This is a genomic window from Thiorhodospira sibirica ATCC 700588 (genome assembly GCF_000227725.2).
GTDB lineage: Bacteria > Pseudomonadota > Gammaproteobacteria > Ectothiorhodospirales > Ectothiorhodospiraceae > Thiorhodospira > Thiorhodospira sibirica.
In genome coordinates this window covers 211,695-223,349 of the sequence record NZ_MU255056.1, presented here as the reverse complement: position 1 = coordinate 223,349, position 11,655 = coordinate 211,695, and the positions used below count along the sequence as shown (strand labels likewise).

The 11,655-nt window shown below is 61.4% G+C and carries 7 protein-coding genes; 1 reads left to right on the top strand and 6 read right to left on the bottom strand.

Features of this window, described 5'->3' with window-relative positions; translation table 11 throughout:
• The 6 genes from THISIDRAFT_RS01150 to THISIDRAFT_RS01125 form a co-directional block, all read right to left on the bottom strand.
• Window positions 1-641, bottom strand: a 641-nt coding sequence (locus tag THISIDRAFT_RS01150; protein WP_221914026.1) for a transposase, incomplete at its 3' end; no start/stop codon positions are given.
• A 214-nt stretch (window positions 642-855) separates the two neighbouring features.
• Window positions 856-4,053: a type I restriction endonuclease subunit R gene (locus THISIDRAFT_RS01145; protein ID WP_006787325.1), complete on the bottom strand. Its 3,198-nt coding sequence runs from the start codon at window positions 4,051-4,053 to the stop codon at window positions 856-858.
• A complete protein-coding gene (locus THISIDRAFT_RS01140; RefSeq protein ID WP_006787324.1) occupies window positions 4,053-5,069 on the bottom strand; it encodes a Fic family protein in 1,017 nt (338 codons plus the stop codon). Before THISIDRAFT_RS01140 ends, THISIDRAFT_RS01145 begins: the two co-directional genes overlap by 1 nt.
• A 10-nt stretch (window positions 5,070-5,079) precedes the next feature.
• Window positions 5,080-6,846 (bottom strand): GmrSD restriction endonuclease domain-containing protein, encoded by a 1,767-nt coding sequence (locus THISIDRAFT_RS01135; RefSeq protein WP_006787323.1) that lies wholly within the window; start codon window positions 6,844-6,846, stop codon window positions 5,080-5,082.
• A complete protein-coding gene (locus THISIDRAFT_RS01130; protein ID WP_006787322.1) occupies window positions 6,843-8,162 on the bottom strand; it encodes a restriction endonuclease subunit S in 1,320 nt (439 codons plus the stop codon). Before THISIDRAFT_RS01130 ends, THISIDRAFT_RS01135 begins: the two co-directional genes overlap by 4 nt.
• The gene (locus THISIDRAFT_RS01125) at window positions 8,152-9,735 is read right to left on the bottom strand and encodes a class I SAM-dependent DNA methyltransferase (protein ID WP_006787321.1); all 1,584 of its coding nucleotides are present in this window, start codon (window positions 9,733-9,735) and stop codon (window positions 8,152-8,154) included. The genes THISIDRAFT_RS01130 and THISIDRAFT_RS01125 overlap by 11 nt, the downstream gene beginning before the upstream one ends.
• Window positions 9,736-10,008: 273 nt before the next feature.
• Between THISIDRAFT_RS01125 and THISIDRAFT_RS01120 the strand changes: the two genes are divergently transcribed.
• Window positions 10,009-11,556: a SpoVR family protein gene (locus tag THISIDRAFT_RS01120; RefSeq protein WP_006787320.1), complete on the top strand. Its 1,548-nt coding sequence runs from the start codon at window positions 10,009-10,011 to the stop codon at window positions 11,554-11,556.
• Window positions 11,557-11,655: the final 99 nt, after the last annotated feature.

Here is an 11,655-nt window from a genome sequence, read left to right as displayed (position 1 = left end):
ACCCCAGAGGCGAACAGGCGCACACCCGGAAAATACGCTTCTCGCACACCCTTGGCCAAATCCCCGGTCGTGGTCTCCGCCACGCCGGTGTCCACCCGCAGATTCCCCTTCAAGCGTAACCGGTAGCCCCATTCGTGCGCATGCAACCACGCGAACAACGTCGCCGATGGGTAGAACCGATCCGCCAACAGCAGCACCCGCGCCCCAGCCGGCAGCCAAGCCAACACCGTCTCCAGGAGGGCTTTCTGGCCCGCACAGCCGATGTTCGCCGCGCCTTGCCTGGCCCACCAAACCAACGGCAACGCCCGCTCGCCCACGCGCAAGGCCAACACCAGCAACGCCATCCGATCCCCTAAATCGGTTTGATCCAGACTCAGGCACACCGTCTGATCGTGACGGGCCGCCTGCGCCAGTTCGGCCATCGCCAACGGCTGCATGATCTCGGTTGGACACACCAACGGGTTCTTCAGCAAGCGTCTCAACCACTGTTCGCGCATGTCTTGGCGCTCGGTCTCCAGCACCAGCACATGGCTCAACTCCACCGTGTTGGCGGTTTGCGCTTCGATCATCGCTCCGACCACCAGCGACAGCTTCCTCACCACCGTCAGGCGCAGCCCCGGATGCGGCTTTGCGCAGTCCACGTTCCACCTCTTCTGCCAAGTGTTTGATGCTTCCCATGCCCTCCCCCATGACCTCAGTTCAGCCAACCCTCAGAGTTTGCCATAAAAGTGATAGGTGGCAAGGCTTCGTCCCTGACGGCGCCCAAATCCGTTGTATGGCTATCTGGGCTCGAATCTTGTGACGGCAGTCTGCAAAAAATCCTTGATGAAAATCTCAATCGCTTGATCAGCCATATCAGACAGCTTCTGCGCGTGACGCTGACCACTCCGACGACAACGCCTCGGCCTGCTGCAGCACCGTTTGCACAGCGGTGTCTTGGAGATCGGGCGGGTAACCGTACTTGCGCAGGATGCGCTTAACCAGTACCCGCATTCGTGCGCGAGCTGAGTCGCGATGCGCCCAGTCGACCGACACGTTCTCGCGCAGGCTCATCAGCAGTTCGTGGGCGATCAGCTTGAGCTTGTCGTCGCCCATCATCTGCACGGCGCTCTCGTTCTCGGCCAGGGCGTCATAGAAGGCGATTTCTTCGTCGGATAAACCTTGCTCTTCGCCCCGCTGGCGCGCTGTGCGGATGTCCTTGGCGAGCGCGATCAGCTCCTGCAACACCTCGGCGGTGGTGATGGCGTTCGCGTGGTAGCGCGCTACCGCGTCCTCCAATCGCTCCGAGAACGCCTTGGTCTGCACCACGTTGGCCTTGCTGCGTGAGCGAATGCCGTCGTTGAGCAGCTTGCGCAAGGCTTCCAGCGCAAGGTTCTTCCGCTTCATCTGCTGCACTTCAGCGAGGAACTCGTCGGAGAGGATGGAGATATCCGGGCTCTTGATACCCGCAGCGGCCAGGATGTCTACGATCTCGGTCGAGACCACCGCTCGGCTGACGATTTGCTGGATGGCCAACTCGCGCTCTTGCTGGGTCACTCCGGAGCCCGTGCTGCTCTTGACCAGCGCGGCACGGATCGCCTGGAAGAAGCCAACTTCCTCGCGGATGCCGCGCGCTTCGTCCGAACTTGCCGCCAGCGCGAAGGCCTTCGATAGACTTAGCACGCCATCGGCAAAGCGTCGTAGCGCCTGCTTCTTGCCATCAGGGGTCTTCTCCGCCGCCGCCCATAGCTGCTGCTTGTCGAGTATCCATTCGATGGCGCCGGCCATCATGGCCAGCCGTTCGCCGGGCGTGCCGTTGAGCCCCGTTCTGTAGTCGAAGCCGTGGAACATGTCGCGCACGATCTCGTATTTTTCCAGCAGCACCGCCACGGCCTCCGACTCGTCGATGCCGGTCTTGTCCTGGTCGGGCCGGGAGTACTGCGCCAGCGCCGATTTCAGGTTCTGGGCAATGCCGATGTAGTCCACGATCAAACCCGCCGGCTTGTCGCGGAACACGCGGTTGACCCGGGCGATGGCCTGCATCAGGCCGTGGCCGCGCATCGGCTTGTCGATGTACATGGTGTGCATGCTGGGCGCATCGAAGCCAGTCAGCCACATATCCCGCACAATCACCAGCTTGAGCGGGTCTTTGGGATCGCGGGCACGCTTGGCCAGCAGATCGCGCCGGGCCTTGTTGCCGATGTGCTGCTGCCACTCCTGCGGGTCGGACGCCGCGCCGGTCATCACGATCTTGATGCTGCCGGCGTTGTCGTCGTTGCTGTGCCAGTCGGGGCGCAGCTTGATGATCTCGTCGTAGAGCGCCACGCAGATGCGCCGGCTCATGCACACCATCATCGCCTTGCCATGGAGCGCCGCCACCCGGTCCTCGAAGTGCTGCACCAGGTCGGCGGCCACCAGCGCCAGGCGCTTGTCGCTGCCAACCAGCGCTTCGACCGTTGACCATTTCTTCTTGAAGCGATCTTGGTCGGCCTCGGAGTCCTCCTCGGTCAATTCATTGACCTCGGCGTCGATCTTCGGCTTCTCTTCCTCGTCGAGTTCGATACGCGCCAGCCGCGACTCGTAGTAGATCGGCACGGTCGCGCCATCCTCGACTGCACGACTGATGTCGTAGACATCGATGTAGTTGCCAAACACCGCCGGGGTGTTCACATCAGTGGCCTCAATGGGCGTGCCGGTGAAACCGATGAAGGAGGCATTGGGCAAGGCATCGCGCAGGTACTTGGCGAAGCCGTATGAGACCTCGCCGGTTTTCACATCCATCTTCGCCTTGAAGCCGTACTGGCTGCGGTGCGCCTCGTCGGCAATCACCACCACGTTGGCGCGCTCGGTCAAGGCCCGATCGACCTCACCGAACTTCTGCAGGGTGGTGAAGATCACCCCGCCGGAGGCCCGGTTGAGCAGGCTGCGCAGCTGCTCGCGGTCCTGCGCCTGCACCGGCGTCTGCCGCAGCAGGTCCCTGCACATCACGAAGGTCGCAAACAGCTGGTCGTCCAGGTCGTTGCGGTCGGTCAGCACGACCAGCGTGGGATTGGCCATGCGCGGGTTGAACACCAGCAGGCCCGCGTAGAACGCCATCAGCAGGCTCTTGCCCGAGCCTTGCGTGTGCCAGATCACGCCGGCCTTGTTGTCGCCGGGTGCTTGATCCTGGACGCTGGGCAGGCCGTAGAGGGCAGGGTCCTCGGACGCCGCCGGCCGGCTGGCCCGCAGGGTCGATGCCACGGCCTTCTTCACGGCATGGAACTGGTGGTAGCCGGCGATGATCTTGACCAGGCCATTGCCGGTCTCGCCGAACACGGTGAAATGGCGCAACAGATCGAGAAAGCGCCCCTGTTCGAACACGCCCTCAATCAGCGTGGCCATCTCCGGGCTGCCCTTGGGCTCGATTCGGGTGCCGTCGGTGGTGCGCCAGGGCATGAAGCGCTCCTGATCGGCCGACAGCGAACCCACTCGCGCCGACAGGCCATCGCTGGTCACCAGCAGCGCGTTGCTGTGAAACAGCGCCGGAATCTGCTGCTTGTAGGTCTGAAGTTGATTGAAGGCACCGGCCAGGGTCGCGTTCTCGCCGCCGGGGGCCTTCAGCTCGATCACCGCCAGTGGCAGGCCGTTGACGAACACCACCACGTCCGGCCGACGCCTGGCCTGGCCAGTCACCACGGTGAACTGCTGCACCGCGAGCCAGTCGTTGCTGGCGGGCCGCTCGAAGTCGATCAGCCGCACCTTGCCCGCCGTCAACGTGCCGTCCGCGGCGTAGTACTCCACATCCGCGCCTTCGGTCAGCAGGCGATGGATGCGGCGGTTTTCCTCCAGCAGGCTGGGCAGTTCCGACTGGGTCAGGCGACGAATGGTATCGGCCTGCGCCTCGGGCGGCAGGGCAGGGTTCAGTCTTGCCACTGCGGCGGCGAGTCGGTCTTTCAGCACCACCTCGTCGTAAGCCTCCCGCTCCGGCTGCTTGCCGTCCGGGCCGATCAGCTCGTCCGAGGCGCGGGCGTAGCCCAGGCCGGCCAGTTGATTGAGCAGCGCGGTTTCGAGCTGGGCTTCGGAGAGAAAGGCCATCAAGGGCCTCCTTTGGGCCCGACGCGATCCAGGACCTGCCAGTGCCCCCCTTTATCTGGCCCGATGCGCGCCAGTCGTCCGGCTGCCTTCAGCTTGCGAATGGCGCGCTCTACGGCACTTTCCGACTTGCCAATGTGCTGGGCCAAGTCCGGGATGGACAGACTTGGAGTTTCTGCAAGTAAAGACAGAATGCGCTCTGGCGTTTTCCCCGGCGTTTTCCCCAGCGTTTTCACCAGCGTCTTGGGGGGCTGATCCGAAGAAATGGCCTCTTGCAGACTTTCCTGGATTGCTGTCAGGATGAATTGGATGAAGCCTGAACAGTCTGCCCGCTCATCGGCGACGGCCAGCTCGTCGTAGTAGGCCTGCTGGCGCCGCTTGATTACCGTTTCCACCGGCAAATACGCCAGTACCGGCTGCCAGCGGCTGAGGATCAGGCTTTGCCATAGGCGGCCCATGCGGCCGTTACCGTCACTGAACGGATGGATGAACTCAAACTCGTAGTGGAACGCCGCCGACGCAATCAATGGATGGGCTTCGGTGCGCGCCAGCCAGCTCAGCAGATCGTCCATCAGGCGCGGTACCTGGCTCGCAGGCGGCGCAACATGGATCACCTCGTCACCCGCCATCACACCGACGCCGCCACGTCGCCACTGTCCGGCATCGTCCACCAGCGCGGCCATCATCACGCCATGCGCAGCCAGCAGATCCTCCGCGCGATCCGGCTGCCATTGGCTCATCGACTCATAGGCCGCAAACGCATTGCGTACCTCCTGAATCTCGCGCGGAGAGCCCAGTACCAGCCGGCCTTCCAGTACCGCCGTGACCTGCTCCAGCGTCAGCGTGTTCTGCTCCACCGCCAGCGAAGCCTGGATGCTGCGGATGCGATTGCCACGCCGCAGCTCCGGCCTCAGGGCATCGGCGTTCACCGCCTTCCATGCGCCCAGCAGCTCGGCGATGCTGGTCATCGCCTCGGTCATGCGGTGGGTTAACTGGAAGGGTGGGTGGTAGGCGGTCATGGGTGCCATCTCACCTCAGCGTCTCGAAACCACGCCGCACGATATCCGCCATCCGCTTGCGGCGCTCCACCAGGAAGTCCGCATAGGCCATCTGCTCCCAGCCCTCGGGGAGGGCGTGCAGTTCCTGCATCCGCTGCCATTCCTCGGCGCTGAACCGTGCGCGGACCTTTGGCACGTACTGCGTCGGTGGCGTGTCGCTGATGTCGATGTTCTCCGGCCACTCCAGCAGGGCGTAGTTGGCCATCTGGTTGATGATCTTGCGATCCTCCTCGCCCTCACGCTCCAGCCAGGCGCGCGGGAACAGGTGATGGCGTTCCAGCGATTTCTTCCTGGTCTTGAGCGCCGGATCCAGCAGCTCGCTGACCTTCTTGTGCGAGAACAGCACCGGTGCGTTCAGGCGGTTCTGCGCCGCCACATAGGCGAACAGCTCCGGATTGCGCGCCGATGAGCTGTTGAGCGCGGCGGGCAGGGTGGTCGTCCAGAAATCGCCGGTCAGCTGGTTGCGGATCAGCTCGTCGAGCACCGCGACGAACCGCGCTGCATCGTCCACCCCGCGCAGGCGATTGAGATCGCCGTCCATCACCGACTCTGGCGAACTAGTGTAGCGTCCGGTCAGGCTGGCGAAGAAGAACCAGCGGCCGATCACCTTCTGCAGCTGGTGCTCGGGTACGCGGCACTGGGTGCGGCCGATCAGGTACACCGCGTAAGCATACAGCAGGGCGTTCTGCGACGAGATCATCTCGCCGCTGCGGAAGCCCGCGCCCACCAGCGCGCTCAGGAACTGATGCCAGCAGGTCAGGTCCAGCACCTTGGCCTGGGCCTGCTGCAGCACCCTGAACTGGGCGTCGCGGTGCTCGCTGGAAAACTGGCCTGTTTCCAGGTCCTTGCCGCGCAGCACCTGGTACACGCTCTTCAGGCGCCCACGCGAGAACCCCAGCGCCACCGACACCCGCAGCATCTGGTCCGGGTCGGGCTCGATGAAGTGGTTGAAGGGCGAGGCCTCCCCGCCGGCGGCAGGAGGCTGCCGCGAGCGCCGGCAGAACTGCTCCAGCTCCGCCCGGCCCTGGTCCCAGAACACCGACAGCAGCGTCAGCAGGAAGTCGGCCTGATTGAGCTTCACGCCTTCGCTGTTGATCCGCACAAAGATGTCGGCCACCTGCTCCTCGTCCACCGTGGAAGCGATCTCCAACGCCGTGAACGGATACTTCTGCAGGTCGAACAGCCGGTCGAGGTTGTGGCTGATCTGCTCTTCCTCCTCCTCGCTGAGCTCGGCCTTGGCTTCCAGCGTCTTGAGGAAGCCCTTGACCATCTTGAAGCTGGAGTTGCCCGAGGCCCACAGCTCGGAAATGTTGGGAATCCACTCCGGGTCGCGCTTGATCGCCGCATCGGCCACCTCGAAGGCGCCGGTGCGCGGGCAGAAGGCGATCTCAATCTTGCGCTCGCGGTAGTCCTCGTCCAGCACCCGCTTGCCGCGGAACACCGCATACAGCGAGGTCAGCCGCTGCTGGCCATCCACGATCAGCCGCGAGGGCGCGCTGTGCGCCTTCTGGCCCACGCCGATCTGCTTCACGCCGTTGGTCTGGGCGTTCTCCCAGAACAGGAAGTAGCCCACCGGGAAGCCACGATACATGGAATCGAACAGATCGCGCACCTTGGCGTTGGACCACACGAAGGGCCGCTGGATGTCGGGCAGTCCGATGTCGCCGATGTCGAGGTAGTGCAGCAGGTTGGACAAGTCGTAGTCCACCCGTTTGAAGCAGGTCTTCATGTCGCTCATACGGCGCGTTCCTCCATGAAGCGTTCGGCGTCAGCGATGCGCAGCTCGCCGGAGATCAGTTTGGGGAGCAGGGTGTCGCGAAGTTGGGCGAGGGATTGTGACTCAAGCTCGTTTGCCAGAATCTGTGAGAACAGATTCTCGACTCTTGCGTTGTAAGCTAATCGAAGCGGCCTTGAGCTAGCGTTAACTCGTAGCTCAGAAAATCTGCCCGTACTAAGATTGCCCAGTACAGACCCGCCGCTTCCTCCAGCCTTGATCTCCTCTCCAAGGTTTTTCAAGGTCCAGTACCAGAAATAGGTTTCGTCTTCTTGATGGGGTATGACGCTATTAATTTGCTGATTGGTTTGAGATGGCTCCGTCGTTATGACGACCAAGCCAAGTGTTGCAATGCAGCTCACGCAAATTGATCGAGGTGGGAGCGTTTTCTTTTGTTGAGACTGGGCACCATGATGCGATAGACGCTTTTTTACATCAGTTGCGAAAATATTTCCGTGCATCTCTGGAATAGTGATGAAAGGGACGTCGTCGCCGTAATATTCTGCTTTTTTTGTAGGCGGCGTTTTCCCGCAGATAATTGCGCCAATATCCCCCACGCGCTGCTGTACCCACCCCTCCGGCTTGCCCTCGTCGTCGAGGCGGTCGGGGAAGAGTTGCCAGAGATCAGCGGGGAGGTAGGGGTCGCCTTGCGCTCCGGCTCCTGCCTCCGCTCCAGGCCAGGGCAAGTCGGACGCCTGCGGCGTCCTTGGTTGCCCGCTGCGCGCGCCATCCTGGCGTGCTCGCCCTTCCATCTTGGCGCGGACGGGGCCGAAGTCGACGAACCAGTCCTTGAACAGCGCGCGAGCCATGGCCTCCAGGGTCTGATTGCGGCGGCGGTTGAGTTCGATCTTGTCGTCCAGCGTGCCGAGGATGTGGGCGATGGCGCGTTGTTCGGTCGGCTCTGGAGCTGAGGTTGGGATGCTGCTTAGGATGTCCTGATTCAGCAATGGTTGGCCAGAGCCGGCGCGTCTACTGTTCAGTGCGAGCGTGCCGAGCAAGTAATATAAGAATCTTGGATCGTTGCCGTTTTTCGCAACTGCACGTATCGCGTTATCAGTTACCCAGCATTTCTGAGGGCTCTGATAAAGAGAACCGCAGTAGCTTCCCACCCTGCCAATGATGATCGTGCCCGGATCTGAGTTAGCCTCACTCGCGTAGCCTATTATTCCGTTCGACCCGTAAACAGGATAAGGCAGCCCATCTGCCCGTTCTGGGCTGGAACGGCCATTCGCGAACGACAGCAAATTCCCTACGCGTGTTTCAGCCCATTCACCCCCCATACCCAAGCTCCCTCAGATTGGCCTCAATCGCCGCATCCAGACGCGCCGCTTCCTGCTGCTGCTCGCGCCAATGGGCGCTAAGCCGCTTCATCTTCTCCTCGAATGGCTCGCCGTCGTCCTCGGCGGCTTCGGCACCCACATAGCGGCCGGGGGTGAGCACATGGCCGTGCTTGCGGATCTCCTCCAGCGTGGCGCCCTTGCAGAAGCCGGGGATGTCTTCGTACTTGCCGGCCTCCTTCTCACCCCGCCAGGCATGGTAGGTGTCGGCGATCTTCTGGATGTCGGCATCAGAGAGTTCACGCCGGGTGCGGTCCACCAGCTGTCCTAAGTTGCGGGCGTCGATGAACAGCACCTCGCCGCGCCGGTCGCGCAGCGTCTCCTTGCCGCGCTTGCCGTTGGACTTGTCACGCGCCAGGAACCACAAACAGGCAGGGATCTGCGTGGAGTAGAACAACTGGCCGGGCAGGGCCACCATGCAGTCCACGGCGTCGGCCTCGACCATGGCCTTACGGATCTCGCCTTCGCCGCTCTGGTTGGAGCTCATGGAGCCGTTGGCCAGTACCACGCCCGCGGTGCCGTTGGGCGCCAGGTGCCAGTAGATGTGCTGCAGCCAGGCGTAGTTGGCATTTCCTACCGGCGGCACGCCGAACTGCCAGCGCGGGTCTTCGCGCAGGCGGTCGCCACCCCAGTCGGAGATGTTGAAGGGCGGGTTGGCCAGGATGTGATCGAAGCGCAGGTCGCGCAGTTCGTCCTTGTGAAAGCTGCCTTCGTTGTTCCAGCGGATGTCGGCGTCGATGCCGCGCACGGCCAGGTTCATCTTGGCCAGGCGCCAGGTGGTGTAGTTGCTTTCCTGTCCGTAGATGGCGATATCGCCGATGCGCCCGCCGTGTTCCAGCACAAATTTCTCGCTCTGCACAAACATGCCCCCACTGCCACAGCAGGGGTCGTAGACGCGGCCTGAGTAAGGTTCGAGCATTTCTACCAGTACGCGTACCACCGAGCGCGGGGTGTAGAACTCACCACCGCGCTTGCCCTCACTGCCGGCGAACTGACCGAGGAAATACTCGTACACGCGCCCGAGGATGTCACGGGAAGCGTGGCCTGCCTCGTTGAGTGCAATGCCGGAGATCAGGTCGATCAGCTCGCCCAGCATTACCTTGTTGAGCGCCGGGCGGGCATAGTCCTTGGGCAGCACGCCCTTGAGCGATTCGTTGTCCTTCTCGATGGCGCGCATGGCGCCGTCGATCAAGGTGCCGATTTCGGGGCGCTTGGCGTTGGCCTTCAGGTGCGACCAGCGCGCATCCTTCGGCACCCAGAACACGTTGTCCGCGAGGTACTCGTCTTTGTCCTCGGCGGCCTGCGGGTCTTCGGCCAGAAGCGCCTTATGCTTGGCCTCGAAGGCATCTGAGATGTACTTCAGGAAGATGAGCCCCAAGGCGACGTGCTTGTAGTCGCTGGGCTCCATATTGCCGCGCAGTTTGTCGGCGGCTTTGAAAAGTTCGGCTTCGAAGCCTAAGCTGGCGGCGCTGGTTTGCGGGCCGGTGTTGCCGTTATTGGTTTTTTGCTTTGCCATGGGCGTCCTGTCGGTATGTCCTGCGTGTTTTAACGGGTTTGCAACGGCTAAATCTGTTGCGAAGGGGGAGCCGTGGCCGTATTCGTGCCGCAGGTTGACCAGCGCGCGCCTTCGTGACTATTATCACCACTCTAAAAGTGATGCTGCAACTCAAATGTCCCCCCCACGCTTGACCCATACGCTGCATTTACCTGGCGGCGGCGAGGTCGTAGCCACTCTCCCTGCCCGTGTCTTGTGGACGGGGTTTCTCGCTGAGAAACTGATGAGGTGTTTATGCCTGATCCAAAGCAAACCACACTGTTATATCAAGGTGCTGACTGGGACTATGCGCTGATCCAGCGGGCTTATCAGGCGATTGCGCGGATTGCCTTTGATGAGATGGGCCTGGATATCTATCCCAGCCAGATCGAGATTATCAGCTCAGAGCAGATGCTGGATGCCTATGCCTCGATGGGGATGCCGCTGTTTTACCGTCATTGGTCTTTTGGCAAGCACTTTGCGCGTGACCAGATGCATTACCGCAAGGGCATCACCGGGCTGGCTTATGAGATTGTCATCAACTCAAGCCCCTGTATCTGCTACATCATGGAAGAAAACACCATGACCATGCAGACCCTGGTTATGGCCCACGCTGCCTTCGGGCATAGCCATTTTTTCAAGAACAATCATCTGTTTCAGCAATGGACAGATGCCTCCAGCATTCTGGATTATCTGGATTTTGCCAAGTCCTATATCGCCGAATGTGAGCAGCGTTATGGCTATCGCGAGGTCGAGCGGGTGCTGGATGCTGCCCACGCCCTGATGAGTCACGGGGTGCATCGTTATCCACGCAAGCAGCCACTGAATCTCAAGCGCGAATTGGCACGCGAACGCGAACGCGCCCGCTACACCGAACAGACCTTTAGCGATCTATGGCGTACCCTGCCGCGCCAAGGCACTAAACACACGCCCAGCGAAGCGCCCCACGAGGACGCCCCGCGCCAACTCGGTCTGCCGGAGGAAAATCTTTTATATTTTCTGGAAAAACACGCCCCCAATCTGGCCCACTGGCAGCGCGAATGTCTGCGTATCGTGCGCATGGTGGCGCAGTATTTCTATCCGCAAAAGCAAACCAAGGTGATGAATGAAGGCTGTGCAACGGCGGTGCATTACCAGATCATGACGCGCCTGCATGAAAGCGGGCAGATCACTGACGGTGCTTTTCTGGAATTTTTGCACAACCACACCAGCGTGGTGTTTCAGCCCGATTATGATGACCCGCGCTATGCCGGCCTCAATCCTTACGCGCTGGGCTTTCGTATTCTGCAGGATCTCAAGCGGGTCTGCGAACAGCCCACCGCCGAGGATCGGCGCTGGTTTGCCGATATTGCCGGCAATGGCGATGCCTTGGGCACCTGGAAAACCGCCTGGGCCCAATATCGCGATGAAAGCTTCATTTTGCAATTTCTCGGCCCACAGGTGATGCGTGACCTGCGCCTGTTCATGGTGCGCGATGATGTCAATGATCCGGAATTGCACGTTGAGGCGATCCATGATGACAACGGCTATCGTGAGGTGCGCCGGGCCCTGGCCAGACACTATGACCTGTCACACCATGAGCCGGATATCCAGGTGGTTGACGTGGATTTGGCGGGAGATCGGCGCCTGATCCTCGAACATCGCGTACTCAACGGACGCCTGCTGGACGCCAAACAGGCCGTGATGGTGCTCAAACACCTCGCCACACTCTGGGGCTACCCGGTGCATCTTTATGAAATTGACCCGAAAAATGAAGCCATCCTCAATGAATACGACGACATTTTCCCCGATCAATCTTTCTAGCTGACGGTGCAAATGACACGGCGGCATCCGGGAAGATGCCGCCGTGTTGTGGCTTCAGATCACTGCTTAGTGGCCGAGTAGTTTCACGCCGTGGGCATG

Bases quoted from the DNA above. Each gene is read 5' to 3' on its own strand.
- THISIDRAFT_RS01145 (WP_006787325.1), bottom strand. From the start codon at position 4,053: ATGGCCTTTCTCTCCGAAGCCCAGCTCGAAACCGCGCTGCTCAATCAA.
- THISIDRAFT_RS01140 (WP_006787324.1), bottom strand. From the start codon at position 5,069: ATGACCGCCTACCACCCACCCTTCCAGTTAACCCACCGCATGACCGAG.
- THISIDRAFT_RS01135 (WP_006787323.1), bottom strand. From the start codon at position 6,846: ATGAGCGACATGAAGACCTGCTTCAAACGGGTGGACTACGACTTGTCC.
- THISIDRAFT_RS01130 (WP_006787322.1), bottom strand. From the start codon at position 8,162: ATGGGGGGTGAATGGGCTGAAACACGCGTAGGGAATTTGCTGTCGTTC.
- THISIDRAFT_RS01125 (WP_006787321.1), bottom strand. From the start codon at position 9,735: ATGGCAAAGCAAAAAACCAATAACGGCAACACCGGCCCGCAAACCAGC.
- THISIDRAFT_RS01120 (WP_006787320.1), top strand. From the start codon at position 10,009: ATGCCTGATCCAAAGCAAACCACACTGTTATATCAAGGTGCTGACTGG.